Origin of the sequence: Prosthecobacter dejongeii (assembly GCF_014203045.1) — a bacterium.
GTDB classification, from domain to species: domain Bacteria; phylum Verrucomicrobiota; class Verrucomicrobiia; order Verrucomicrobiales; family Verrucomicrobiaceae; genus Prosthecobacter; species Prosthecobacter dejongeii.
In genome coordinates this window covers 762,871-789,050 of sequence record NZ_JACHIF010000001.1, presented here as the reverse complement: position 1 = coordinate 789,050, position 26,180 = coordinate 762,871, and the positions used below count along the sequence as shown (strand labels likewise).

Sequence of the window (26,180 nt, the reverse complement as noted above, 5' to 3'; positions counted from 1 at the left end):
GGCCTAACGAGATGAAGGTTTGACGAGGCTGCCAGTGAGCGCGGACAGTGCTTGAGCCGCTACGGTTTGAGCCGCAAGCGCCCGTTTTTGCTCCTGACGCGCCTGGAGCAAAGCGCGACGGGCTTCGAGTACCTCAAGGAGTGTGGCCTTGGATGACACCCAGGCGTTTTGCAGGGTCTCAACGGTCTTTTCCGTCTTCGGCAGTACCTCGCTGGTATAGGCAGCGGCCAGACGGCGGTTGTTCTCCGCCTCAGTCATCAAAAGTGTGAACTGCGTGTACAGTTTACGCTGTTCGGCGGCCAGATCACCTTGCGCGGCAGCACGCATGCTTTCCGCACGAGCGATGTCGGCTCGATAAGCGGAGCGGTTGAACCAGGGTAGGTTCATTCCTACCGTAAACATGGTCATCGCATCGTGGCTGCTCCCCGCCGAGTAGGCATTCACCTGGACGCCCACTGAAAAAGCTGGCTTGCGCTTCTCTTTCGCAGCATCCGTCTCAGCCTGCGCACCCGCCACTTGATGGCGTAACGCGGCGAGCTTGGGATTGTCATGCTCCAGGCGTGCCTTCAATGCGGCGGTGCTGGTAAGTTCCGGTACTTTCATCGGCAGCGAGAGTCGTTGCCATGCGCTGTTTGTCGCCCGTCCCATCAGCAGATTCAGCGTGGTTGCATACAGCGTACGCTGACGCTTTGCTGCCTCCACTGTCTGCGTTTGCACCGCCAACTCACTTTCCAGCCGCAGTGTTTCCGTGGCTGTCGCATCAGGGCTTTTGGCACGTTCCTCGGCGGTTTTCACGATGGTTTGCAGCCAGCCAAGGTTCTCCGACTGAAGATTCACGACTTCATCCGCCAGTGCCAGCTCCAGCACTGATTGAGCGACAGCGAGGGCGATCTCATTCGCCGTCTGCCGCTTTGTGGCTTGCTGCACCTGCTGTTCGGCAATGGCGCGGCGTTTTTCCGCCTGATAAAGCTTGGGACGCGGCAACATCTGTTCGATGCCTGTGACAATGTCACCCTGTCCCTGGCGGTTCATCTGGCTGGCAAACAGGGTACCGAGGCCGAGCTGCGGATCTTCCCACAGCCGCAAGGCTCCGATGGCAGAAGCGGCAGCCTGGGCACGCGCCTGAGCGGCTTCGACTGAAGGATGTGTCGTGACCGCCTCTTTGACCAGACGTTCGATGAATGCTGGGGCGACGGGAGTAGCGCTGTCTTCGGCCTGAGCCGTGAATACTACTGCAAGGGACAGAGCCAGGGCAGAGAGTGATTGTGATGTCTTCATTGAGTCCTCATTGGAAAAGCTTCGTTACGGGTTCGTGCAGCGTGGGATGCGGGCACAATTCGCCTGTGAAAACGTAGCTTCGTCAGATGAGGAGGGCGCAATGCAGCGCCAAAGCTGGCGGGCAATGCGGAAGGAAGGTATCCGTTGCCAGAAGCCTCAGCGGTTTCTGGGAAAGGAGCGGAAAAAAGCGCAGCACGACCACACTCATGAGCACTGGCATGAACTTGAGCTCCTGAATATGCGATACCGGAGCCACAGGCGCGGGCTTTACCGGCTCACTATTCGGAGCCATACCACATCCACAGATGGCACCGGAGCAGCAAGGCAGCGAGCAACGAACTGTTGTTGGCTGCTCCGCCCTGCATGACGGGCCTGTTGCAGAAACGCCTGCCACCTGCACCATCAGGAAGATGGCAGCGGTGAGGATTCTGATCCAGGCGTGTCTCATGGGAGTCAAAAGCAGCAGGTCTCGTGTCGTATAACGCTGACAAAGCTCATTTCTTCTCTGCCGCCTTCACCTTGGCGACGAACTTAGCAGGCTCTTTGTTGAAGTCCTTTGTGCAGGCTTTGCAGCAGAGATATACGTCGGTGCCTTCGTAGGTGACTTTAACAGGCTTGCCCATGGTGCCAAGGTCTTCGTTAGAGACGACGCATGTTTTGAGCGGATAAGTGGCTGGTACAGCAGTATCAGCGGCGGAAGCAAGGCCAGTACTGAGAAGCAGGCTGGAGAGCAGGGCGAGGGTGAGTTTCATGATAGATGAGGAGGTCGTTGGTTTTGTGAGTGTCTGACAACTCGTGCAACTCCAGGCAGTGAAGAACCCCTCAAGATTCCGTCGAAAAAGTTCAGGGGGCCTGTTTTGCGATGATCCCCCTCAGCATCTGCCTCGCCCGATAGATGCGAACTTCGATGGCTTTGGCGGAGCAGCCGAGGGCTGCTGCCACTTCGGTGTGGCTCATGTCTTCGACGGTGAAGAGCAGCAGCGCCTCCCTCAGGTCGGTGGGCAAAATGGCGATGGCTTGGTTCACGAGCGTGGTTTTCTCATGCAGAGCCGCCGCATCATCAGGGGACAACTGCGGATCAGCAGACTCGTGGATCATAGCGCCTTCGTTGTCGGTGAGTGGCACGGTCGGATGCCTGCCTTTCCAGCGAATATGGCTTCGGGCCAGATTGGCAGCGATGTGAAAGAGATACGTCGAAAAAACGGCTGTGGGCTGGTAGCGGTGACGGCTGGTATAGAGGCGCACAAAGCTCTCCTGGGTGAGGTCCATCGCCGTCGCATGATCGCCCACCATGCGCAGAAGGAAGGCGGCGACTCGCCCGCGCCAGCGTGCCATGAGCGTGTTCAAGGCAAGGTCTTCACCATTGGCGAGCTGCTGCATGAGCTGGATGTCGTCATCAGATGAGGATGTCATGCGCGGCGAGAACGGTTAGTGGCCACCGGGACTGTGCCCGGCATCTGGGCCGATGATCTGCGGAAGCATGGTGTCAAGATAGTGCTTCGCCTGGTTGGGCGACATGACGGCAGCCGTTTCATGCAGATGCTTGAGCATGGCTTTCTGGCATTCTGCCCGCACGGCGGCCTGTTCCTCAAGTGCAGCAGAAAGTTCAGGTGAGGCGATGTTTCTTGCCTGCGCAAGCGTCTGAACTTTCTTCTGTGAAGCGGCTACCTTCATGCACAGCGCCTCGCAGGTGGGGCGGTAGGCAAGGTGTCTTTCCTTAACCTTCGCAAACTGCTCGTCTGTAAGCTTCAACTCATGGTGCAGCCATTTCAGCTCCGGCAGCAGAGAGCCGCCGTCATGGGTAGCCATCTCTTCACCGCTGGTGTCGCAGCGCGGCTGGCGCGTGACAAAATAACCGACAATGCCGACAAGTAGTGCGGTGAGGAAGATCAAAAATCCACGTTTCATGGCTGCATGGAAGCGTTGGTTGCTTTCAGCGGATTGATGGACTCGATGTATGCGGCACGCATGGAATCGCTATGGTCGGGTGCAGTGAGGTTGCCGAGGCTGATACCGGCAGCGAGCATGACTGCCACGGTGGCAAGTGCTGGCATCGGACGAGCAAGCCAGAGGAAAAACATCTGACTCCACTGCTTGCATTGAGCTGACCACGAATGTTGCTCAACCACAGCGATTTTCCCCCAGACCTCACGCTGAAAGGAAGAACCAAACTCGGGTTTGGGATGAGTCTGGCGGATTAGACAATCGATTTCGTCGTCATTCATGGAGGAGAAAGATGGTGGATGATGTGACTGAAAACAACCCGTCAGGTCACCTGATACCTGACGGGCTGGTAGGTTGTTCCTAGTTGGCACACTGCTTGCGTTCAGCAGCCGTGCAGTTCTTAGCGGCATGGCGTACACTACAGCCAGTGTTACACACAATGCTCTTGTTTGCTTGGAGGCCACGGCCACCCGGAGTTGTACTGTAGCTCGTTTTGGTATCGCAACAGGACATTCGTTCCGACTTGACGCTACCGCTTTTGGCGGACGTTTGGCCGTTGGCGAAACTCCAGTTAGACGGGACCGCTTGAACACTGGTGGAAGCGAAGCCGAAAAGGAGAGTGGCGACGAGGAGGGTAAGTTTCATTTTCATGGTTAGATTTATTTGGTCGGACGCATTAATCGCGTTCATGCAGTGCAACTCCGCCTGCACGCAAACCCCTCACTTTTTGATCAAAAACGCAGACGAGACGAATAGTGGGGCAAAGGGCTCGTCTGAGGAGACTCCATGGGCCATCCATGAAATCCACTACGCTTCGCCACTCTTGCGGGCATCCCGCTTGCGATTTCTTTCATCGCCTTTGCTGCAAAAGGCGTTTTCAATCCCCCGCACAACTGCCATGCACCTTCGTAATCAGTTCTGACGACATAACCATCATCATCTTGGCAACGCTGGTGTGACGGACAACAAGACAACTGATGGCCTGGTCATTGATGGCGGCGCTCAATGTCTGTCATCGCTCTTTTCCATTGCCTTCATGAATCGAGCGCCATCTTCGGGTGCCATCAAGGAACTGATCTCCTGATGGTGGCGGTGCTTTTCTTCTTTGGTTCGGGCGGGTTTGATGCTGAAGGGACTGCCGTTGCCATGGAAGTCGAGTTCGATCTGCTGGATGAGTTCCGCCTTCTCGTCGTCGATGTGATAAATGTGCTTCCACTTCTGAACAGTCTTTGAAATGGAGGCAGTCTGGTCGTGAATGGAGCGGCGATGCAAGAAGAAGGATGGAAGACCAAAAAATAGGAGTGCAAAGCCAATAAAAAACACTTTCTCACGCAGCTTTAGCGTGGCGGGTGGCGTCACAGCTTTCTTTTTGTGGGAGAGCTTGCTCATCGGCTTACTGCTTGGTGGTTTGTGCAGCGCCAAGAAGCCGGAGTGCGTTCATGATGACCAGCAACGTCGCGCCGGTATCCGCCAGGATAGCAAGCCACAGACTGGTGTGGCCGGTGAAGGCGAGGATGAGAAAGATGGCTTTCACAACGAGTGCGAAGGTGACATTGAACTGAATGATGCGCAGGGTACGGCGGCCCAGTGCAATGGCTTCAGCCACGCGGGTAAGGTCGTCTTTCATAAGGGCCATGTCAGCAGTCTCGATGGCGGTGTCGCTGCCGATGGCTCCCATGGCGATGCCGACGCTGGCAAGGGCCAGCGCGGGAGCGTCATTCACTCCGTCGCCAATCATGCCGACATAGTGATGCTCTGTCATGAGGCGGCGTATGTGCTCGATCTTTTGCTCAGGCATGAGATCGCCATAGGCTTCGTCAATGCCTGCAAGACGTGCGATGGCATCGACGGTGCGCTGATTGTCGCCGCTGAGCATGACAACTTTTTCGATGCCCGCGTTATGTAGCAGGGTGAGGGCATTGGCGGCTTCTGGCCGGATGGTGTCACCTATGCTAAGAATGCCCAGCACTTTGCCATTACAGCCTTCATGCGGCGCGTGGCCGAGGATGGCCAGGGACTGGCCTTTGATTTCGATCTCAGTTAGGCGGGCCTCGATATCCGGACTGCATAGCCCCAGTTCATGCGCCATTTTGTGATTGCCTATGAAGTGCGGGTGACCGTCAATAATGGCGGTGGCTCCTCGACCCGTAACGGATTTATACTGAGAAGACTCGATCCAGGTGATACCCTTGGCCTGTGCAGCAGCGACGACGGCTTTCGCCAGAGGATGCTCGGAATGCACATCAATGGCAGCGGCACGACGCAGGACATCTTCCTCTGCTATATCGCCAATGGGAATGACGCTGGTGATCTGGGGGCGGCCTTGCGTGATGGTGCCGGTCTTGTCCACGGCGAGAGCACGCAATTTGCCCACCGCTTCCAAATAGGCACCGCCTTTAATGAGCACGCCGCGTCGTGCGAGCGCAGTGAGGCCGGAGACAATCGAAACAGGTGTGGCGATGACGAGAGCACAGGGACAGGCGATGACGAGCAGCACGAGTGCGCGGTAAGTCCACTCTGACCACGCGCCACCCATGAACAATGGCGGCAGCAGGGCCACTAACAACGCCACCAAAAAAATCGCAGGCGTGTAGATGGCGGCAAACTTGTCCACAAAGCGCTGCGTGGGTGCCTTCTGCTCTTCGGCTTCCTCCACGAGCTTGATGATGCGTGCGAGAGTGCTGTCGCTTGCCGCTTTGGTGACACGCACGGTGAGCGAGCCTTCGCCGTTGATGGTGCCCGCAAACACGGGGTCACCGGGCTTCTTTTCCACTGGCACGGACTCGCCAGTGATAGGCGCTTGGTTCACGGCAGACTCACCGGCAATGACCTCACCATCCAAAGGAACACTGCTGCCGCTGCGCACGCTGATCTCCGCTCCCACGACGACTTCTGCCACGGGCATTTCTTTGGTAACACCATCGGCTCCGCGCACGAGCGTGGTCTGCGGCGTGAGTTTCAGCAGGGAGGCGATGGCACGTCGCGCACGACCCACACTCCAAGACTCAAGCATTTCAGACAGAGCAAAGAGGAAGACCACAGCCGCTCCTTCAGCGCCTTCGCCCACGAGCCACGCTCCCGTGACGGCTACGGTCATCAGGACGTTCATGTCGAGGCGTGCTTTTTTAAGCGCCTTGAAGGCGGCAGGAAAAACCAGCAGACCTCCCGCCAGTGTGGCGAGGGCAAAGCAGGCCGTGTGTAGCTGAACGGGGCCGAGTTTCAGCCATTGCAGCAGCATCCCGCTGCCAAGCAGCGCACCGGAGATGATGACGAGCGCATTGCGCGGCAGCGGTGTTTCATCGTGCCCGTGCTCGCAGGAGCCACAGGATTTGGATTCGGAGGCGGGGTGGTCTTGTGTGTTCATAAATCAAGTTCTTGGTGCGAGTATGATGACGCTCGCCCCAAGCAGGCATAGGAAAGCGCCAGTGAAATCAAAGCGGTCAGGAACAATGCCCTCAACCCTCCAAAGCCAGAGCAAGGATGCGGCGATGTAAACACCACCATAAGCCGCGTAAATGCGCCCGGCACCTTCTGCGGGATGCAGTGTCAGCAGCCAAGCAAAAAGCGCGAGGGTCACTGCGCCCAACAGCAGCCACAAAGGATGCCGTCCTTGGCGCAAAACAGCATAGGTGGCGAAACAACCGCTGATTTCGGCAAGGGCTGTGATGAAGAAGAGAATGAAAGTTTTCATGAGAGGAATGGATCAAATGAATAACCGCGACGGCAACCCGTCCGACTTACATGCCGCTCTTTGGCGGTAACGACTCAAATCCAAAACCAACGCATTATGAGAAAGGTCATCACTCTGCTGGCGATCACTGCCAGCTTCGCCATCTTCACTCCTGCCGCAGTGCAGGCGGGAGACCGCCATCATTCCAGCCGTTCCAGTCATGGAAGCGGTCATAGCTCCGACCACAATGGAGGCCACTCCAGCCATCACAACTCGGGACACAGATCCAACCACGGGAGTGGTGGCAGTCACGGCTATGACTCTCGTCATGGTTCCAGTCACGGCAGGCACAGCCCCTCTCATCGCTCCAGCCACCACCGCGATAACAGGGGCCATATCAGCCTGCCTGGATTTCACTTCGATTTTGGCGGCCGTAGCCGTCACTAACGGGGAGTGAATAGAATCGGAGGATTTCACCAATCCCGCCAGAATGTGCAAGAGCTCTGGCGGGATTTTTCCGCTCGGAGAGAAAGGATGTTTCATGAGCTTCAATCCGTTCCACCCATGAGTTTTTTGATGCTCGGCGCACTGTAGGCTTCACCGGCGAGTTTGCCGTCCACAAAGGCCCGCACGCCCCAGGCGTGATAGCGAACACCGGTGGCCTCAATGACCTTTGAGAGTGATCGCTTGCCGCTGCCGGTGCGAACCGAATGGCGAGGAGTGAAGGTGAAGTTGACGAGCTTGGTCTTTGCGTCGGCCTCTTTGCTTTGCACCAGTTCCACGGTCTCAGTGCCGCCCTCATGTTTAACCACCTTGTTCGAGTCGAGGTTGTCGCCAAAGAACGCCCATTCGAGCCGAACGGCGGCAGGCTTTTCGAGATGAAAGGCCGTGACCGAGATTTCAAGCCAGCGGCTTTGCACCTCTTGCGGATTGTTGCCTTTGGGGTCGTTGTGCTCGCTCTTGGCGGCAACCTGGAGCTTGATGCTGTTATCAGCGAGCGCTGATCCAGTAGTGGTGAGCAAAAGGCAGATTATCTGCGCGGAAATCCGGCGGAATGAAATCCGGCGGCTTCGGGTAGAGGTGGTTCGGGTATTCATAGTGCAGACACGCTCCTTCCGCTTTTTGGCCTTGTGATTCCTCCTTGTTTGTTAAGCAGCACGATCTGGGTGACAAAATCCGGTCCGATGAGAGGGTTGTGCAGGTTGACCTGGACTCGCATGCCTGTCTTGAGATGTGCAGGCAGGGCTTCTGGCTCGTCGTGCCAGAACTTGGCCCACTCCGAGTAAACGAAATGGCGGACAGGGCCGCCATCCTGGGCGAAAACGATCCAGCGGGAGGCATGATCGACGCTCTGCACAACGCCGGTCATCGTGCTGCCTCGCGGGTGTCTGGCTTCGGCGGTCGAAGGAAGCCAGAAGCTCAGGAGGAGGGCGGCAATGAGAAAGAGAATCGAGTGTTTCATAACTGTGTGTGCCCGCAGCCAGCAGCGCCGCCCTCACGGTGGGACGGCGCTGTGGCATGACGCAGGCGAGAGGTTACTTTTTCTCCTCTTCACCGTGCGAACAGGTGCAGGCGTATTCCTTGTTCTTGCAGGTAGGGCAGTCGTTGAGGTTCAGGTTGAACTTCTCGGTCACTGCCTTGGCACCTTCCTTCTCGCGGATCTGCACCACGGTGGGGAGGTCGTTGCCTTCGGGAACTGCCTTGTCTGAGACAAGCTTGTCGCCGTCTTTGGTGAAGCTCAGCTTCGTGGGAGCAGAGCGGTCGCCAAGGGTTACGCTGATGACTTGCGCTCCAGGAGCAACGACTTTCATGTCGTCGTCGATGAAGCGGATTTCGACCTTCTTGTCCTTGTTCACAAAGAACTCGACGTGGGGTTCGACTTCAGTGATGAGTTTGCCACCGGTAGGTCCGGCTTTGGCTTCATGCTCGTGGTCATGTTTGTCAGCAGCGGTCGCCGAGAAGGCCAGAGCGAGGGTCAGAAGGGTGGTGGTAAGCAGTTTTTTCATGATGTTGGTTCGTTTGGTTTGTTTGGTTTGTTTGGTTTTGCCTTGGCGGCGGAAGCCTGAGCCTCCGTCGATTCGGAAAGGGGTGGGTCAATGAGACGCAGGCGCATCGTTCTCGATGGCACTGGCGGCTGCCTTGCGCCCGAAGGTGTAGAACACAGTGGGCGTGACGCCGAGGCCAAGCAGCGTGCTGGTGATGAGGCCGCCGACGATGACGACGGCTACGGGATGGAGGATCTCCTTGCCTGGCTGATCGGCAGCGAGCACGAGCGGGATCAACCCGATGCCAGCGGCCAGCGCGGTCATGAGCACAGGCACGAGACGTTCCTTGGTGCCGCGAATGACCATCTTCCGGGTGAAGCCCTCGCCTTCGTGCTGCATGAGATGCAGGTAATGACTGATGAGCATGATGCTGTTACGGGCGGCGACACCAGCGACGGCGATGAAACCAACCAGCGTGGCGATGCTAATGTTGTTCAGCTTGAAGTATGTGAAGACGAGCCCGCCGACCATGGCTAGCGGAATGTCGCACAGCACCTGGATGGCGAAGAATGGTGTGCGGAAGTAGCCGTAGAGAAGGAAGGCAATCACGGCAAGCACCACGAGGGTAAAGGTGGCAATGCGCTGCGTGGCCTCCTGCTGCGCCTGGAACTCACCCTCGAAAGTGATGAAGTAGCCTTCAGGGAGCTTGACCTTTTCGGTGACTTCATCCCGCATTTTGACGACGAGGTTAGACACGTCCTGCACGGTGGGCTTGATAGCCAAGGCGAAGCGGCGCTGGCTGTTTTCGCGGAAGATGACGTTCGGCCCTTTGGCCTCGCGCACATCGGCGACAAGCGAAAGAGGGATGCGCTGGCCGCCAGCCTCAATGGGGAGCTCGGCGATCTTATCGGGTGAGTCACGCCACTCGACGGGCAGACGCAGGACGAGATTCACTGCACGTTGCCCCTCGCGCAACTCTGCCACTTCTTTTCCACCAATGAGAGCGGATAGCTGGTCGTTCAGCTTGCCTGGGGCGATGCCGTAAGCTTTCGCACGATCACGGTCAGCCTCGATGCGAAGCTGCGGGATGGATGAAGTCTGATCCAGCTTGCAGTCCTCGAATCCTGGGATGGTTTTCGCAATGGTTTGAATTTCGATACCAATCTGGCGGAGCTTTTCGAGATCTGGGCCAAAGACTTTCACCGCCACGGGTGCAGAAACACCACTCATCATGTGGCCGATGCGGTCAGCTAGAGGGCCGCTGACAACGGCGAAAACACCCGGCACTGTTTTGAGCTTTTTGGTGATGTCTTCGATGATCTCTTTGCGACCCCGGCCTCCGGCGGAATGGCCTTCGCCGTCACCCTCTTCCTTGCGAAAGTCCACGTCAAATTCGGCGGTGGAGACGGGGACAACATGATCCCCACGCTCGGCCCGTCCCAAGCGACGGCCTACTTTGGAAACACCTTCGACAGAGAGAATCTGCTGCTCCAGCACGTCGGAGATTTTGTTCATCTCCTCCAGTGAGGTGCCGGGAGCCGCCGTGGCCGCCACAAGGGCTGTTTCCTCCTGGAACTTGGGTAAGAAGTCCTTGTTCATCTTCGGGTAAAGCGAAAACGCAGCTATGACGATCACCAGCACGATGCCGAGCATGAGGAACGGCTGGCTGAGGCCGAATCGCAGCAGAGTGTTCTCCAGCAGCCATTTCATACCGCGAGTGAGGAAGCCGTCTTTGTGTTCATGGCCTACTTTGGGATTCAACAGAATCGAACATAGCACAGGAATCGCCGTGAGAGAGACGATGAAGGAAGCCATCATCGAGATAATAGTGGCGATGGCGATGGGGGCAAAAAGCTTACCTTCCACTCCCGTCAAACCCAGCAGCGGCAGGAACACCAGAATGATGAGCACCGTGGCATAGAGGATGGAATTCCGCACTTCGCCGGAAGCCTTGGCAATGACCTGCAATCTGGGGTGTGGATGCGGCAGAGCAGCGTTCTCCCGCAATCGGCGGAAGACGTTCTCTACATCCACAATAGCATCGTCCACAACCATACCAATGGCGACGGCGAGTCCACCAAGAGTCATGCTGTTCACACTGATACCGAACCATTTGAAGACCAGCATGGTAATGCCAAACGAAAGCGGCATGGCCATCAGCGTGATGAAGGTGGTGCGGAAGTTCAGCAGGAACAGGAACAGCACGATGGTCACCATGATGGCTCCGTCACGAATGGCCTCGGTGAGATTTCCGATTGCATTGTCGATGAAGTCTTTTTGCTGGAACAGCAGCGTGGTTTCGATGCCTGGAGGAAAGGTGGAGTTCAATTCATCCAATGCCACTTTGATTTGTTCCGTAAGTGCCCGTGTATCAAAGCCAGGTGACTTGGTTATAGACATGATGACGCCGTAGGTGGCAGACTTCTCCGGGTACTGGCTCACGGTGGCATCACCACGCATCGGCTCCACACTCCAGATAACGTTAGCCACATCCCCGATGGATATAGGGCGATCATTGACCTTTTTGATGACTGTGCGGGCGATGTCGTCCAGTTCAACGGTCATCGCCAAGTTGCGCACCATGATTTCCGTGGGGCCTGTATTAATGAAGCCGCCCGTCGTGGTGTTGGCCGCCTCCGTGGCCGCCTGCTCCAGTTCATCAAAGCCGATGCCATTAGCCTGCATTTTGAAGGGGTCAGGCTGGATTTCGATTCGCTTCACACCGCCGCCCATGTTTAGGATTTCGGCAATGCCCGAGATGCTTTGCAAGCGGCGCTTGATCGTCCAGTCAGCTAGGGAACGCACTTCACGAGGCGGCAGGTAGCCGGGTTCACCTTCCTTGATGGTAGAGCGCACGCCGACGAGAAGAATCTCACCCATGAGCGAGGCCACCGGCGTCATGAAAGGCTGCACGCCTTCTGGTAATTGCTCACGCACACCTTGAAGGCGCTCCTGGACGAACATTCGTGCTTTATAAATGTCCGTGTCCCACCCGAATTCGGCATAGACGAGCGATAGCGCCACGTCAGAATTGGAACGCAGTCGAGTCAGACCAGCTACGCCCATGAGGGCGCTTTCAATGGGCTGTGTGACCCGTGTCTCAACTTCTTCTGGTGCCAGACCGGAGGCCTCAGTCAGGATGATGACCGTTGGCTTGGTGAGGTCAGGCAGCACCTCCACAGGCAACTCCGTGGCTGTCTTCAAGCCCATCACCATGAGGATGAGCGAGACGCCAATGATGAGCGCCCTGCTGGCGAGCGCCCAATGAATCATTTTATTCAGCATACTAGTGCGCCTCCTTCTTGGTGGGGGTGGGGGCCTGGGTGTCGTTCTCGTCATCCACGCGGCTTTTCTTGGTGAAAATGGAAAGCAGCAGCAGGACAAAAAGAACGCCTGTGGCATACATCCACATAGAGCTGGCCCCGCCAGATTCTTCATGTCCATGCCCATCGCCGCCTCCTTGCTTGGCGGCCATCTCCGCTTTTTTCTCTGGGGTCAACTCACCCCCATCGGCGGCGTGTTCATGGCCGTGCGCAGCGTCCAATGCTTCCTTCAGCGAGACACTGCTGGCTCCGGCAAAAGAGAGTGAATATGCACCGCGAGTGACCACTTCATCCGCTGGCAATAGTCCGTTGGTAACTTCGACAAAACGGTCATTGATCTCGCCCACGGTGACAGGCGTTTTCACAAAGGCGTTCGCGAGGTCAAAATCCTTCACATAGACGAAGCGGTTACCTCCCTCGCCTTGCAAAGCGGCTCGCGGTACACTGACGACGTTGCTACGCTTGCTCATTACGATGCTGAATTCCGCCCTCATGTCCGAGCGAAGTTGCCCGCCATTGTTCGGAAGACGGAAGATGGCGTCGATTGTGCCACTCTCCTTGTCGGCACTGGTGCCGAAGCGCAGCAACTCGCCATCAAATTTCTCATTCGGCAGTGCAGCGACCTTGATATGCGCTACGGTTCCTGGCGTCATGCGCCCGGCTTGATGCTCCGGCACACGAGCGACAGCATAGACCTCGCTGAGGTCGGTGATCTCCAGCATCGCTTTCTCGGGGTCAATGGGATCGCCCAAGCGTGCATCCACATGGGTGACAAGGCCCGCCAGCGGTGCAACAAGAGAAATAACTGGTGGTGGATCGCCTGGCTGGCGGCTTTCCACCTTCGCAACTTCGTCGCCCAACTTCACTGTTTCCCCAGGCGATACCTTCAGCTCAACAATGCGCCCTGGAATGCGGCTACTGACAGCCGCGACTTTGCTGGGAATGGCCTCGATGCGGCCTAACGAAAAAATGGTGGCCTCGAAGTCGGTTTCTTCGACCTCGACGGTTTCGATGCGGAGGTTCTTCACTCCAGTCTCGTCGAGTACGACGGTGTTTGCAGCACGTTTAGCATCACCTTCGGCATGGACCACACCAGACATGGCGAGGGAGAGGATCAAAGAGACAAGGGGTCGTTTCATGTTGGAAATCAGATGGGGATGGTGAAATTAGCGTTTTGTAGAAGTGACTGGCACTGCGGGCGCGTGCTTGCCGATGGCCGTCTCGTAGCGGATACGGGCGAGGTGAAAGTCACGCACGGCATCCAGAGCTGCGGCTTCGAGTTGCAGGCGCTGCTCGCGGGCGCGGAGAATCGTGAGCAAGTCGGTCTGGCCGCTCTCGTAGGCTTTTTCGAGCTTGCCAGTCTGCTCGATCACGAGCGGAAGCAGCTTGTCGCGGGTTTCGTGTGCGAGATCATAGCTGGTCTGCATGTCTTTCCGGGCATTCTCCACATCACTACGGATTTGCTTGGCAAGCGCCGCTTGCTCCAGGCGCACACGCTCCGCAGCGGCGGTTTTCTCGGCCACTTGCCCCTCGTTCTTGTTCCAAAACGGTAACGGAAGCGAGATGCGGAAACCAATCACACCATTGGTCCGTCGATCATCTCCAGATGCATTTTGATATTCTGGCCCGGCGAAGATGCCAGCGCTCACGTCCTGCCACTTGTTGGCTTTGGCAAGACCGATGTCGGTTTGAGAAGCGATGAGCTTGGCTTCAGCGAGCTGATAATCTGCACGCATTATCCAATTTGCACCTTTGCCGGGCACGCCCATTTCAGGGAGGGTGCCGGAGATCGACAGAGCCTCATCTGGGTCAAGGTCTAGCATAGGCTTGAGAGTGCCCAACAGGCTGCGGCTCTCGCCTTCCAGCTTGCGGGCTTCCACAATGAGGCGTTGTGCGTCCACTTGAGCCTGTGCGGCATCCAGCGCCGAGAGTTCACCTGCCTTTGCGCGTCCGGCAACGAACGCTGAGAGTTTTGTCGCCAACGCTGTCTGCTGCTGGCGCAACCCCCGTTGCTGCTCAATTGCGAGAATCTGTACTGCCAAAGTTTGCGCATCAGAAATCAAACTCCGTTCGGCATCTTTCACCTCCAGCTCCGCTGCGGTAACGAGCTGCCCGGTGAGCTGCTTCTCCAGCCGCAAGCGCCTAGTGATTGGGAAAGACTGATCGAGAGATAGGATGACCTCGCCTGGTGAAAGAAATGTTTCATTGCGTGAATCCAAGCCCACTGAGGGATTCGAAAGCCGCCCGGCACCGAGCTGGCGAGCACGAGCCTCCTCCACAGCCATGCGAGCGGCCTTGAGAGACGGGTGCGAGGCGCGGACCCTTGATCCAATGTCCGAAAGGGTGAGAGTAACGGCAGATGCCGACGAGGCGGCTGCACACAGCAGTGGTAGAAGCAAAAAGGTAGAGCGAAGCATGAGAAAGACGGTGGTTTGTGGTTTGCAGGCGTGGACATGCCATGCCAGAAGCAGTGAGAAGATCGCCAGAGCGCCTCAGCCGTCAGTCGTGGACGGCAGCGCAGGCTTCTTACCTCAAACCAAAATCACCATGCAACGTGCCACCTGCAACGATGCAGGCGGACTCTCCCCCCCTGTGTCCAGGGGCATCTTCATCCATTCATTCTCAGCGAGCGCTTGAATCAGCACCCAGTCATGAACCCAAGTTTCAATGACCAATACCGCAACAAAAGTAGGAATCGAAACTGCCACCAAACTTGAAGGGGCAGCCTGCATGTCCACACCCAAAGGCGCGTGGTGATCCTTCTCGCCCTGATTGTCACACTCTTTCGTGGAGCTTTCCTCGCAGGGAACTTCATGCGACTGATCATCCACCACCACTTGATGGCAGTGCTCAACTTCAGTCTCCACAACAGCATTGCCATGGTTACAGGCATAGCCACGCTGCACGCCAAACACCTGCGCGCACGCCACGACCAAAACGGCCAGCATGAGGAGGATGTGTTTGCGGAAACGTGACATGTGAGGTTCTAAGATGCTCTGGTGGCCGATATATTCAATTTTAATTTTGAAGCCCCTGATTCCTGAGCTCGGAATCAGGAGCCTCGAAGTCGTTCAATCACTCGTCGCACGTACAAGCATATTCTGCGTTGCTACACCCGTTGCAGACATGGGTTTGGAGCTTGATACGAAAGTTCTTCACCTTCGCGTTAGGTGTTGCCTTGGCTTGCAGAACAATTTGGTAGCCTTCGCCATCTGGCAGTGGGGTCTTCGAGACCAGCATGTCGCCTTTCTTCTCAAACTCGATCTTCGTCTTGCCGCTCGGCGCTTCGGCTGTGGCGGTGATGACTTCAGTGCTGGCGGGCTGGGCTTTCAGCGCGGCGTCATAAACGGCAATGCTGATGGTACGGTTCTTCTCAACCAAGAATTCGGCGTGCTTATCGCCGAGTTCAAGGAGAAGGCCCTTGCGGGGACCGGCTTTGACTTTTGCATCAGCAAAAACCGCAGTGGTGGAAAGGGCGGCGATGAGGAGGATATTTAGCAGTGTTTTCATTGTGCGTTGGTTGTGGTTTGGTTTTTCGTTCAATCCAGTCGTAGAGCACAGGCACGACGAGCAAGATGAGAAAGTATATGAGGTATTCAGAGAATGACGGTGAAAGTGGGAGGCGGAGTTCTTTTCAGTTCCTGGCGTCATTGATGTGTGGCAGCCAAAATCATGCGGTGACCGCCATCGCGTGAGCAATCAGCAGGAATCCAATAAGCAACCAGCCTACCAACCGCATGGCGGGCCTGCCTGTCAAAGAACGTGGCAAAACCAATGCCAGTCCGAAGCCGCCAGCCGCGTGGCTGACATTGGAAAAAAAAATGTTCTGCCGCCAATAATCGAGCGTTTTTGCAGCACCATGAACCGATTCTAAAGTTTCTGCTGCAAATAGCGGTGAAGATATTAGAAGAGCGACCAGCGAAATATAGATTGTGATTTTCATGTCGGCAGTTGGTTTAGTTTCGGTTGCGGCTTGGTCTTCCGTTCAATCCAGTCGTAGAGCACAGGGACGACGAGCAGGGTGAGGAAAGTCGAGGTGAGGATGCCACCAATGACGACGGTGGCGATGGGCCGTTGCACTTCGGCTCCGGCTCCGGTGGCGAGCGCCATGGGCAGGAAACCGAGGCTGGCGACAAGGGCGGTCATGAGTTTGGGCCGCAGACGGGTGAGGGTTCCTTCGACCACGGCCTCGCGCAGCTCCCGGCCTTCGCTGCGCAGTTGATTAATGAAGCTGATGAGCATGATGCCATTAAGAACGGCGATACCGCTGAGGGCGATAAATCCCACCGCTGCGCTGATGGTGAAAGGCATTCCTCGGAGGTGCAGAGCGAAGATGCCGCCAGTGACGGCGAGAGGCACACACATGAAGATAAGCGTGGCCTGCCTCAATGAACCAAAGCTCAGGAAAATGAGAACATAGATCAAGGCGAGCGCGAGAGGCACGACAATCAGCAGTCGCGCTTTGGCCTCTTGCAGATTCTTAAACTGGCCGCCAAACTCGAAGTAATAGCCATCGGGAAATGTGACCGTCTCGCGAATGAGGTTTGTGGCCTCTTCCACAAAACCCTCGGTATCGCGCCCTCTCACGTTGATAAGGATGCTGACACGGCGCTGTGTATCTTCACGGGCGATCTGAACAGGCTGGGGCACCAGCACGATCTTGGCAACCTGGCCAAGCGCCAGCATGCCGCCATCCTCGGTACGCAAAGCGAGGCGTTTCATGCCTTCGAGATCTGCTCGGCGGTCTTCAGCCAGACGGACGACGATGGAGCTACGGCGATTTCCTTCAATGAACGTACCGACCTCTTTTCCGGCGAGTGCGGTTTCCACAAGTCGGTTCAATTCGTCCGCATGAACGTTGAACTTGCGCATGGCTTCGCGATCCGGCTGGATCTCAATCATGGGGTTTTTGCCAATGCTGTCGAACTCCGTCTCGCCTCCGCCACGAATGCTGGCAATGGCAGTGCGGACTTCGCCGGCGAGACGTTCGAGTTCATCGTAACTGTCTCCAAAGACTTTGCATACAAGGTCGGCGCGGGCTCCTGCCATGATCTCATTGAAGCGCATCTGGATAGGCTGGGTAACCAGGATGTTTTGGCCGGGCACCTGATCGAGCAATGCCTTTCGCATGAGTTCACCGAGGCGTTCTTTGCTGATGATTGTGCCATTCTCTTTCCGCCACTGGTCACGCGGATTGAGCATGAGGTAGGTATCGGCGACGTTCGGGTTCATCGGGTCGGTCGCGATCTCCGCCGTGCCGATGCGGGAGAAGATTTCCTTAACCTCCGGGAATTCGCGTCGAATGACAGCCTCGCTCTGTTTCTGCAAATCAAGCGAAGAGGAAAGCCCGGCACTGCTGCTGCGAATAAGCTGAAAGGCGAAGTCGCCCTCATCAAGTTGCGGAATGAATTCCGAACCGAGACGTGAGAACACCCAGAGCGAGGAACCGAACAGGACGAGCATAGGCAGCACGACAAGCAGGCGGAAGCGAAGGCCAAAGTTCAGGAGCGGTGTGTAAAGCCGCTTGGTGAAAGTGACGAGCCAGTTGTCTTTTTCCTGAATCTTTCCGCCGAGCAAATACGAACACAGCACGGGCATCAAGGTCACCGCCAGCACAAGCGAACCACCTAGCGCCAGCATGACAACCAGCGCCATGGGCTTGAACATCTTCCCTTCAATGCCTTGGAGCGCAAGGATGGGCACATAAACGACCGTGATGATCAACACGCCGAAGAACATTGGATTGGCAACCTCCTTGGCGGACTTAACCACTTCTTCAGTGCGCTCGCTGGCGGTGAGCCTGCGACCAAGCGCGTGCTGTCGCTCGCCTAGATGGCGGACGATGTTTTCGACCATCACCACAGCGCCATCAATGATCAGGCCAAAGTCGATGGCCCCGAGGCTCATCAGATTCCCACTGATGTGATAGCGCACCATCCCCGTCATGGCAAAGAGCATGGAAAGCGGAATGACGAGGGCGACGATGAAGGCAGCGCGAAAGTTCCCAAGCAGCGCAAACAGCACCACAACGACGAGCAAAGCCCCTTCGGTAAGATTCCTCTCCACCGTGGCAATCGTGCGGCTGACAAGATTGCTGCGATCATAGAGCGTCCTGATGACAACGCCGTGCGGCAGCTTGGCCTGGATGTCGGTAAGCTTCGCCCGCACGGCTTCAGCAACTTGTCGTGAGCTTTCACCTGCAAGCATGATGGCGGCACCCACAAGGGCCTCGTCTCCGTCGTCGGTAGCCGCTCCAGAACGAAAGGCGCTGCCGATGCTCACCGTGGCCACTTCGCTGATGAGGATGGGCTTTACACCACCTGCAAACTTGAGCGGTATGGCGAGGATTTGTTCGATGTCGTTCACGCGACTGACAGCGCGGACAATAAGCTGTTCGCCACCGATCTCGACATAGCCTCCGCCTGCATTGCGGGTGTTTTGCTCGACGATCTCTGCCAGCATGTCGAGCGAAAGACCTCGTTCGGCAAGACGGGCGGGATCAGGTTTGATGACGATTTGCTTTTGATAACCGCCGTTGGTGTTAACCTCCGCAACGCCGGGCGTACTGCGCAGCAATGGCTTCACCTGATATTCCTGAATTTGTGCGAGTTCCATGAGCTGCGCCTCACGGGTGGCGGGTTTGGTTTTTGCGTCGTCGCTGTAATCAAGACTGTAATAGAAGATTTCTCCCAGCCCAGTGGCAACGGGTGCCAGCTTCGGCGTAAGTCCTGGCGGCAGTTCGTCCAGCACAGCTTGTAGGCGCTCGGTGACGAGTTGGCGAATGCGGAACAGATCTACATCGTCATGGAAAACCATCGTGACTTGTGAAAGCCCAAACTTCGACAATGAGCGAAGTTCGATCATCTGCGGCAATCCCGCCATTTCGCTTTCAATGGGAAAGGTGACCAGCTTTTCGATCTCTTCTGGGGCGAGAGCGGAAACAGCGGTGTTGATCTGCACCTGTGGGTTGGTGATGTCCGGGACAGCATCAATGGGCAGATGGAGGGCCGACCACGAGCCGATGCCGAGAAGAACCAGCATGGCAAGCAACACGGCGGCACGATGCCGCATAGCGATGGTGATGAGATGGGCGAGCATGGTATGCTAGTGGCCGCAGTTGCAGGCCTTGCCGCCGCGTAGGATTTGCAGTTCGGCAAGCCAGAGCGACATCACAGGTGTGGTGACGATCTCATCCCCAGTGTAGAGGCCATCGGTGATCTCCACATGTTCGCCGCTTGCTGATCCAACTTTAACTGGAGTACGCAGGTAAAACTCGTCGTTCTTAGCATAGACAAACGTGCCTTCGGCGGTCGTGAGCAGTGCGGCTTTTGGAATCGCAGTGACGGCATCGCTCGCAGGAAAGCGGAAGGTCGCAGTGAGAGCGGCACCTGCTTCAACAGGTGCGGCTGTTTGCACCGTCACTTCATAGTCACCGAGGGTCAGATAAGGGGCCTTCTCGATGCGGAGCACGCTGCCTATGGTGGAGCTGATTTCCACATCCATGCCGGGCTTCACCTGCTGGGCCTGGGCTTCGGTAAGCCAGCCGCTGGCTTCACTTCCCCGCTGTATAGACTGCAAATTAACGGTGAAGGATGGTGCAATTTTTTCCTCCTGAACCTCAGCCGTTTGCAGGCCGATGGATTCCATCATGAGCGTGGTGAGGGAAACACCTTTGCCCTCTCTAAACTGCGCGCCGTTTTCCGGTGCAGCTGTGTGAGTTGGACTGGCGTTGGATTGACTGCAACTGTTGAGTGCTGCGGCTATGGGAAGGCAAAGAATGGAAAATAAAAGTTTCATGGTGGGTACAGGTCAAGGCTTCGGTGCGCTGAGGGTGATGAGAGAGCCAATCGCGCCAGTGAGTTCTTCCAGCATGAGCCCGGCTTCGAGCGCCTGGGACTGCGCCTCGCTGATGGACTCGACCGCTTCGAGATACTTGTCCTGGAGTTCGACAAAGGTCGCTGTGGGGACTGCGCCAAGACGGTAATGGCGATCCGCCAGCGCTGCCGCTTCACTGAATCTCGTGATGGCATCTCCTTTCCACAGCAGCACGCGTGACTGCTGGGTTTTGAACAGCAACATGGACTCGGTGACCAGTCTTTCGACCTCCCGTTGGGCAGCGTTTAATGTAGCCTGGGCTTGTGACAGCCGCGCCTCCGCCGAGGCGACTTCGGCTTTGCCAGACTTCCAGAATGGCAGCGGAAAGGAAATGCCGAGTCCGCCGACAGTTTGATCCTCCTGGCTTTTCGTGTTCTGAACTTCAACGTAGGGACCGACGGTGAAAGAGGGATAACGTTCGTTTTTGGCGAGTTCGACCTTGAACCCCTGCTGCTCAAGCTCCGTGCGCCGGATACGCAGATCGTAATGGTTCTGCATGGCTGTGCCCAGCAATGAGTCAAGGGAGGGTGGGGTCTTCATGTCAAACCCGGATCGCTTAACCACGAGAGGCGTGTCGGCACGGCGGCCCATGAGCTGGTTCAGTTCCAAGAGTATCTTTTGCACTGCTACAGCGGCTGTCGCTGCCCGCGACTCCGCTACCAGTGCCGCCGCCTCAATGGTCACTATCTCCAATTGGGGGGCAATACCTGCGGGCTCTCGCTGCACCATGACCTCACGCAACGCCGCATAACGTGAAGCGACCTCGCTGGCCGCAGCAGATATTTCCTGCTGTGCTGCGAGCGTGTAGGCCAGCACCCGCACTCGGGAGGCGAGATGAAAGCGAAAGCGTTCCAAACCAAGCTCAGCAAGGGTAATGTCACGATTCGCAATGGCCTTGCGCAGCCCCAGTCTTCCTGGCCATTCGATGGGCTGCGCCAGAGCGGCTGAGAAGGCCAGGCCATTTGAGCGACTGTCTGCCGATGAGACGCGGTTCTGCCCGATTTCGAGGCTCAGTTCAGGATTTGAAAGCCTGCCTGCCGTAGTGCGTGTGGCCTTCGCCGAGGCAATCTCCGCCTCATAGAAGCGAATCTCCGGATTGGCCGTCAGTGTGCGGGAAACAAGTTCTGAAATAGAACTGGCGGCAGGTTTGGTCTCCGCCGCAGGGAGCGATGGCAAAGCCATGATAATGACAAAGTAACAGAGGGAACGCATGAAAAGAACAGGTTGGAGGGGCAAGCAAAGGCATGAAACGGCCTCGTCACGAGACACGAAGATGCCCCCTTTGGACGAGGTGCATCACTTCCGGCGCACTCAGTCACCGCCTTTTAGGCGGACGTAGCGCACGGCAAATCACCCCAGAACGGCAGGGGCGCGTGCAGGCAATGAAGCACGGCTCACAAATGCCCAAGTCGTTCTCAGCTCCGGCGGTGCCGTGGTTGGCATTGACACCGGGGCAGCGGCCTGTTCAATCAGATCAAGCAATGCGAAAGCCTGTATGAGACAGATTAGTTCCACCATCTGCATTTCCGGCATTGCCACCATTTCCGGAAGAAAACTTTGGGCGATGGTACCGCTTGGGCAGATGTCTGGCATTGTGGGAACGTCATGGCCCTCATCGCCATGAGAACAGCACCCAGCATGTTGTTTCTCCACCTCCTGTGGCACCAGACAACACATCGACGCAGGCACCATGAGTGCCAGAAGGATGAGTGCGAGAATTTGCCAGAGGCGTTTCATTTGAAAATGCATCAAACGATCATCGCCAAAAAAGGAAGATCAAGCAGGATGTGAAAGGTTTGCCTCGTCTTTCGGATAATTTGGATGAATCGCACACTCCTTTTCAGAATGCATGGAGAACCAATCCGTCCATGCTGACGGCATCCAACCATTTTTGCCATTCATGAGCTCAAGGCGATAAAGCATGAGCGGGGCAAGAAATGGATCGGTTATTTATGTGCCTTCAGTCTTTCAGTCAGAAAAGTCGTGGAAATTCTTGTACAGATCCGTTGGCCATAAGTGAAAAGCACGCCAGCAATGAAAATTATTCGTTTTTTAAGATTCGATTCGCAGGCTAGAAACTTTGTCGCATTGGTTCTTCAGTCGTGGCTGGTCAAGCTCTGGTAATTGTCTTCAATGGTCCCCTCGATAGTTGGACAACTAACTTCGGACAATTAAGGGCAGCACATCCAACATGTTGGCAGACCACCCCACAAAGAGGACCAATTTATTTAAAACTTAGCGCCCATATATCAACCTGCGCTAGGGAGTCACTTAAAGAACCAGAATTATCGATAATCACGTCAGCATTAGGACGAATAAAGGAAATTAATTCAATTTCGGTGACATCAGCGTCGTATTCTTCACACTGTTCTTTAAGCCATCCACGACTGTCAAAGAGTCGCTGGTGTCTAATGACATTATCAACATCGACATAGACCAACTTCAGATATTTGTCACCCACGCGATCAAGCAAAAGATCGAGAATCAGCTTATGGCGTAGACCGTCGAGAACCCCGATACTATTGGAATCTGCGCCCAACGACTCAAAGACTAAATCGCAAAAGTGTTCTGGTTCATTTTCTACCATTTTTTGACCTATAGTCTGAAGAACTCGTTTATCCTCGGTAGACATACCAAGTCTTGCAGCTTCAAAACGAACAACGTTCCCGAAGCTCGTCCATTTAAGGCCCTGCGACAAGGCAAACGGCTTGGAAATACTGGTTTTACCTGACCCAGTGTGACCAGCAAAAACGACCAAATTATTTTGTGACTTCATGGCCTTGTTCCATCATTTCAATATTACCCATCCCCTTCGATCTGATTTCTTGAATGGAATATCTTCGAAAGATCGGAATGATGTGATCCATATTAGCGAACAATATGAGGCACTCTGTCGCTCATCCCAAAAATCAGAGTTCGAAGGACAGATTCCCCTGCCAAACTGCTCCTTGATTTGATCTAATGAACCTGGCAATAAATGATAAAACCAAACTTGATCGACGACACACACACCGGCTATTCCTGCGCCAGATCGTTTCAAAAGAATGATATCGCCCTTCTCTATGCATTCAAAAGGAGCAATGCGATTCTTTGAAAACCTGGTCTCAATAGACTTTTTCCCCTCTGAAATGAATGTAAAATAGGGTTCAACAAAAACTGCCAGGTGAATTTTAATGAGTTCATCAACCGAGTCCAAAATATCCGTCCACTGCCTATCATCTGCAAGCGCAGCCTTTAGTTTGTTAAGAGCTGAATCCCGGCCTTCAATCATACATTTCCTTCAAATAGGTTGCCCGATCATTGATTTCGCTGTGTAGAACTGAATTCAATTCACGAGCGTTTCTTTCACCGCCAGCGTTGGTTGATATGTTTATTCCGCCATCACGATTCTGGCCCGCCAACAACATTTCTGCTAATAAATATGGGTCGCTGCATTCGAAAAAACGATTTCCTGAAGTCACTAAATTAGCCCTGGCCCGCCCTAGAAAATTTGTACTAACAGACGGAAGAATAGCCTCTCGCCAAACAGGAGAAAGAAACGCGCGCCCTGAACCTCCTTGCTTACCGTCTTTTTTATCCCCAGAGTTTTTAACTGAAAACTTTATACCTTGGATAATAAATTCATTCCATTCAGCAGTGAATAGTCGAGACGTATCATCATTATAAGTAAGCCGACAGTTATCGGATACTCGATTTCGGAATATAAGTACTTCGGCGCTCCGCCAGGCGGGAATACGTGCACTAAATCCTGCGGCTTTGAGGCTAGTGCTTTCAAAAAATGGAGTTTTATAATGTAGTTTAATTTTATTCGTTGGATTCAATTCTAAACCGCCTTCCTTGCACCAATTTAACAGTTCTGCCAACTCTTTACTAGCACTGGATCGAGTGCCTTCTAACGGAAAACTCAATAATATCAACCCGCCAGGTTTCACTATAGATTGAGCCTTAACCATGAAGTGCTTTGTTAGATGATTGTACCAAGGCGGATCTACCACGGCAATATCCATCAGCGGATGCGTGGGGATGGGTTTAGTAAGATCACATGCCATGAGGTTGGCAGAATTAATCTGAGATTTTAATAGATCGGCTCGACGATCTAGCAATGACCAGCTCCACGAAGGCCTTATTTTGTCACCTGCCACCACAATGCTAGGGCAACCAAGGCAAGCAACGGAAGGCTGTTTTGAACCACCAATCTCCCGAGTTAGAAAATCAAGGATATCGCGAATACTCTCTTGGGTAAACCTCCATTCATAGTCAAGGGGGTGCTCAGGAGAGTTTGGGAAAGGTTCCGGGAATATCTGCCTAGCAACACTTGCTCCGGCTATTCCCAGGAGGCCACTCTCAAGATTCAAGCGAGAGAGAGACTGCCAGACATCTAGTGGGTAGTATCCTGGAAGTTTCCTGAGAAAAGATTCCCAATTTTCATGATCCCCAGTCCAAAAACTTCGAACACATTCATCTAGACGACGGACGAATATTGGATCTGATTCACACAGGAGCTGACTATCAAATCGCCACTTCATAAATTGGGAGATTTCGTTGATGAAGTGAAAATCGCGATTCGATCTCCAAATTCCAGCATTTGATGGCTTCCTGTTGAATTTCCATCGATTTTTGATGGACCGCGTTGATTCTCATTTCGTCTTGAGCAGGTCGAAAAGCTGACACACAAAGGGGCACGACTCTTAATGGCAGCAGCGGAGAAATTGCCTGTAATCGATCTACGAACTCAGTCATTTTAGCATCAATTGCTTTATTGTCAGGGGCCGTGAAGGTTGCATATCCATAGACATCTATACCGAGGGAAACAATCTTTTTAAAGATAGAGAATTGTTGATCAAATAAAGCAGGGGCAGCACGTGTATTAAAAGAAAATGACGACGAATCGAAGCCTTTAAAACAGCCAACTTTAGCGTAATTACGGTAAGATACCACTCGATCAATTTCAGACGTGCTAAGCTTTGTCCAGAAAAAGTCCGTACTCAAATTATCGTCGGACCAAAGGAATGTTCTTTCTGACAATCCACCTTTTTCCAAAGCATCCATGGTCCAAGGAATCCATTCAGGCGTAAGGTCCGGTTGTCCTCCAGAAAGGTCTATAATAGCCGGTGGATGCTCGTGCGCCCGATATCTATCTACTAATTCATCGGCAGTCAACCAAAGGCCTTTTTGCTCATCCGCTTTGAGCAGATCGAACGGCACATAGCAATACCAGCATCGCCAGTTACATGCAGCGTTCTGAAAGACTTGAGCTAAGGCAACATCTCCTGAATCTATCCCAAGCTTATGATTGGCGGGATCAATAGGCAAAGAATTTTCAGGCCAACCTAAAGCAGTCCAACGACGAAAATGCCTGATTCGTCCGACTCCTCCACAATTGGTAGGATCGGTAATATCTATTTCTTGACTCGTGCCGCTTAACTTTGCCACAAGTAATTCCTTAGTATCCAGACGTATTGCCTTGGCCCTTAACTTAGACGAGTATTGTAATGTGTCTATAGTGTTAAAATTCATAATGACAAATCCAATTCAGATTGAACCCGGTTTTCTTCATCGAGCAGATCTGGTAATTTAACATTTAGATATGCCCAAATCACCTTTTCAAGGTAATCCAGTTCAGCTTGCAGGAGATCCCGTTCCTCGGGGATGCCATGCCAATAAAAGACACATTTCCTACAACAGGTTGCTGTTGCATGTTGTGCGTAATGAATAGGATCATCGTCTCGCAGCAAGGGAGTTTGTTGTCCTTCACGAAAGTGATGTCCTAAGCCTATGGATTTTTTAAGCCGCAAACGAACTTTTTTTTCCAGGCGCTGGCGACCTATCATGAGGGGGCGACGTTTTGATACCCACGATATGTCATTCCTCCAAAAGTATGCGCGTATGTGCTCCTTTTTCAGGCTACTAACCAGTATACTGATGTTGTTAATATCTCGTTTATGTAGTAGGTCCCACTCAATTGGAGATGCTCCGCAATTCGTGCAAATGCTGGGCGAGTGGCGTCTTTCTTTCGGTGGTTTCTTGGGACTGAAGCAATGTTCGTCTTCAGCACACTTGAAGTCCGTGCATTTAATATCCAGCTTTTCTCTTTTTTTAGGCATA

28 protein-coding genes are annotated in these 26,180 nt (G+C 54.5%); all 28 read right to left on the bottom strand.

The window, feature by feature from the left end:
* Nucleotides 1-3: 3 nt before the first annotated feature.
* The gene (locus tag HNQ64_RS02925) at nucleotides 4-1,278 is read right to left on the bottom strand and encodes a TolC family protein (RefSeq protein WP_184205199.1); all 1,275 of its coding nucleotides are present in this window, start codon (nucleotides 1,276-1,278) and stop codon (nucleotides 4-6) included.
* An 82-nt stretch (nucleotides 1,279-1,360) separates the two neighbouring features.
* Nucleotides 1,361-1,570, bottom strand: a complete 210-nt coding sequence (locus tag HNQ64_RS02920; RefSeq protein WP_184205197.1) for a hypothetical protein — start codon at nucleotides 1,568-1,570, stop codon at nucleotides 1,361-1,363.
* A gap of 202 nt (nucleotides 1,571-1,772) precedes the next feature.
* Nucleotides 1,773-2,030 (bottom strand): hypothetical protein, encoded by a 258-nt coding sequence (locus HNQ64_RS02915; protein WP_184205195.1) that lies wholly within the window; start codon nucleotides 2,028-2,030, stop codon nucleotides 1,773-1,775.
* 91 nt (nucleotides 2,031-2,121) lie between these two features.
* Complete coding sequence (locus tag HNQ64_RS02910) at nucleotides 2,122-2,691, bottom strand: RNA polymerase sigma factor (RefSeq protein WP_184205192.1); 570 nt, start codon at nucleotides 2,689-2,691, stop codon at nucleotides 2,122-2,124.
* A gap of 15 nt (nucleotides 2,692-2,706) precedes the next feature.
* Nucleotides 2,707-3,186 carry a Spy/CpxP family protein refolding chaperone gene (locus HNQ64_RS02905; RefSeq protein ID WP_184205189.1) on the bottom strand — a complete coding sequence of 160 codons (480 nt, stop codon included), beginning with the start codon at nucleotides 3,184-3,186 and terminating at the stop codon, nucleotides 2,707-2,709.
* Nucleotides 3,183-3,503, bottom strand: coding sequence for a hypothetical protein (locus HNQ64_RS02900; RefSeq protein WP_184205186.1), 321 nt, complete (start codon nucleotides 3,501-3,503; stop codon nucleotides 3,183-3,185). Before HNQ64_RS02900 ends, HNQ64_RS02905 begins: the two co-directional genes overlap by 4 nt.
* Before the next feature lie 721 nt (nucleotides 3,504-4,224).
* Entirely contained in the window at nucleotides 4,225-4,611 is a 387-nt protein-coding gene (locus tag HNQ64_RS02895) for a hypothetical protein (protein ID WP_184205183.1), read from the bottom strand.
* Between the two features lie 4 nt (nucleotides 4,612-4,615).
* Nucleotides 4,616-6,586, bottom strand: coding sequence for a heavy metal translocating P-type ATPase (locus tag HNQ64_RS02890; RefSeq protein WP_184205181.1), 1,971 nt, complete (start codon nucleotides 6,584-6,586; stop codon nucleotides 4,616-4,618).
* A gap of 3 nt (nucleotides 6,587-6,589) precedes the next feature.
* Nucleotides 6,590-6,913 carry a YnfA family protein gene (locus HNQ64_RS02885; RefSeq protein ID WP_184205178.1) on the bottom strand — a complete coding sequence of 108 codons (324 nt, stop codon included), beginning with the start codon at nucleotides 6,911-6,913 and terminating at the stop codon, nucleotides 6,590-6,592.
* A 12-nt stretch (nucleotides 6,914-6,925) separates the two neighbouring features.
* Nucleotides 6,926-7,435, bottom strand: a complete 510-nt coding sequence (locus HNQ64_RS02880) for a hypothetical protein (RefSeq protein WP_184205175.1) — start codon at nucleotides 7,433-7,435, stop codon at nucleotides 6,926-6,928.
* 5 nt (nucleotides 7,436-7,440) lie between these two features.
* Entirely contained in the window at nucleotides 7,441-7,989 is a 549-nt protein-coding gene (locus tag HNQ64_RS02875) for a hypothetical protein (RefSeq protein ID WP_184205172.1), read from the bottom strand.
* Nucleotides 7,986-8,354 (bottom strand): hypothetical protein, encoded by a 369-nt coding sequence (locus tag HNQ64_RS02870; RefSeq protein WP_184205169.1) that lies wholly within the window; start codon nucleotides 8,352-8,354, stop codon nucleotides 7,986-7,988. The genes HNQ64_RS02875 and HNQ64_RS02870 overlap by 4 nt, the downstream gene beginning before the upstream one ends.
* A 73-nt stretch (nucleotides 8,355-8,427) precedes the next feature.
* On the bottom strand, nucleotides 8,428-8,898 hold the full coding sequence (locus HNQ64_RS02865; protein WP_184205166.1) for a hypothetical protein: 471 nt from the start codon (nucleotides 8,896-8,898) through the stop codon (nucleotides 8,428-8,430).
* 87 nt (nucleotides 8,899-8,985) lie between these two features.
* On the bottom strand, nucleotides 8,986-12,162 hold the full coding sequence (locus tag HNQ64_RS02860; protein WP_184205163.1) for an efflux RND transporter permease subunit: 3,177 nt from the start codon (nucleotides 12,160-12,162) through the stop codon (nucleotides 8,986-8,988).
* Between the two features lies 1 nt (nucleotide 12,163).
* A complete protein-coding gene (locus tag HNQ64_RS02855) occupies nucleotides 12,164-13,339 on the bottom strand; it encodes an efflux RND transporter periplasmic adaptor subunit (protein WP_184205160.1) in 1,176 nt (391 codons plus the stop codon).
* A 27-nt stretch (nucleotides 13,340-13,366) separates the two neighbouring features.
* On the bottom strand, nucleotides 13,367-14,617 hold the full coding sequence (locus tag HNQ64_RS02850; protein ID WP_184205157.1) for a TolC family protein: 1,251 nt from the start codon (nucleotides 14,615-14,617) through the stop codon (nucleotides 13,367-13,369).
* 114 nt (nucleotides 14,618-14,731) lie between these two features.
* On the bottom strand, nucleotides 14,732-15,178 hold the full coding sequence (locus HNQ64_RS02845; protein ID WP_184205154.1) for a hypothetical protein: 447 nt from the start codon (nucleotides 15,176-15,178) through the stop codon (nucleotides 14,732-14,734).
* Between the two features lie 97 nt (nucleotides 15,179-15,275).
* Entirely contained in the window at nucleotides 15,276-15,710 is a 435-nt protein-coding gene (locus HNQ64_RS02840) for a hypothetical protein (RefSeq protein ID WP_184205151.1), read from the bottom strand.
* A 160-nt stretch (nucleotides 15,711-15,870) separates the two neighbouring features.
* Nucleotides 15,871-16,143, bottom strand: a complete 273-nt coding sequence (locus tag HNQ64_RS02835; RefSeq protein ID WP_184205148.1) for a hypothetical protein — start codon at nucleotides 16,141-16,143, stop codon at nucleotides 15,871-15,873.
* Entirely contained in the window at nucleotides 16,140-19,298 is a 3,159-nt protein-coding gene (locus HNQ64_RS02830) for an efflux RND transporter permease subunit (protein ID WP_184205145.1), read from the bottom strand. The genes HNQ64_RS02835 and HNQ64_RS02830 overlap by 4 nt, the downstream gene beginning before the upstream one ends.
* Nucleotides 19,299-19,304: 6 nt before the next feature.
* Nucleotides 19,305-19,997, bottom strand: a complete 693-nt coding sequence (locus HNQ64_RS02825) for an efflux RND transporter periplasmic adaptor subunit (protein WP_184205142.1) — start codon at nucleotides 19,995-19,997, stop codon at nucleotides 19,305-19,307.
* Nucleotides 19,998-20,009: 12 nt separating this feature from the next.
* A complete protein-coding gene (locus HNQ64_RS02820; protein ID WP_184205138.1) occupies nucleotides 20,010-21,287 on the bottom strand; it encodes a TolC family protein in 1,278 nt (425 codons plus the stop codon).
* 138 nt (nucleotides 21,288-21,425) lie between these two features.
* The gene (locus HNQ64_RS02815) at nucleotides 21,426-21,812 is read right to left on the bottom strand and encodes a hypothetical protein (protein ID WP_184205135.1); all 387 of its coding nucleotides are present in this window, start codon (nucleotides 21,810-21,812) and stop codon (nucleotides 21,426-21,428) included.
* Between the two features lie 487 nt (nucleotides 21,813-22,299).
* Complete coding sequence (locus HNQ64_RS02805; protein ID WP_184205130.1) at nucleotides 22,300-22,851, bottom strand: hypothetical protein; 552 nt, start codon at nucleotides 22,849-22,851, stop codon at nucleotides 22,300-22,302.
* A 12-nt stretch (nucleotides 22,852-22,863) separates the two neighbouring features.
* Complete coding sequence (locus HNQ64_RS02800; protein WP_184205127.1) at nucleotides 22,864-23,346, bottom strand: hypothetical protein; 483 nt, start codon at nucleotides 23,344-23,346, stop codon at nucleotides 22,864-22,866.
* Nucleotides 23,339-24,601 carry a hypothetical protein gene (locus HNQ64_RS02795; RefSeq protein WP_184205125.1) on the bottom strand — a complete coding sequence of 421 codons (1,263 nt, stop codon included), beginning with the start codon at nucleotides 24,599-24,601 and terminating at the stop codon, nucleotides 23,339-23,341. The genes HNQ64_RS02800 and HNQ64_RS02795 overlap by 8 nt, the downstream gene beginning before the upstream one ends.
* Nucleotides 24,585-25,592, bottom strand: a complete 1,008-nt coding sequence (locus tag HNQ64_RS02790) for a hypothetical protein (RefSeq protein ID WP_184205122.1) — start codon at nucleotides 25,590-25,592, stop codon at nucleotides 24,585-24,587. The genes HNQ64_RS02795 and HNQ64_RS02790 overlap by 17 nt, the downstream gene beginning before the upstream one ends.
* Nucleotides 25,589-26,179, bottom strand: coding sequence for a DUF4186 family protein (locus tag HNQ64_RS02785; protein ID WP_184205120.1), 591 nt, complete (start codon nucleotides 26,177-26,179; stop codon nucleotides 25,589-25,591). Before HNQ64_RS02785 ends, HNQ64_RS02790 begins: the two co-directional genes overlap by 4 nt.
* Between the last annotated feature and the right edge of the window lies 1 nt (nucleotide 26,180).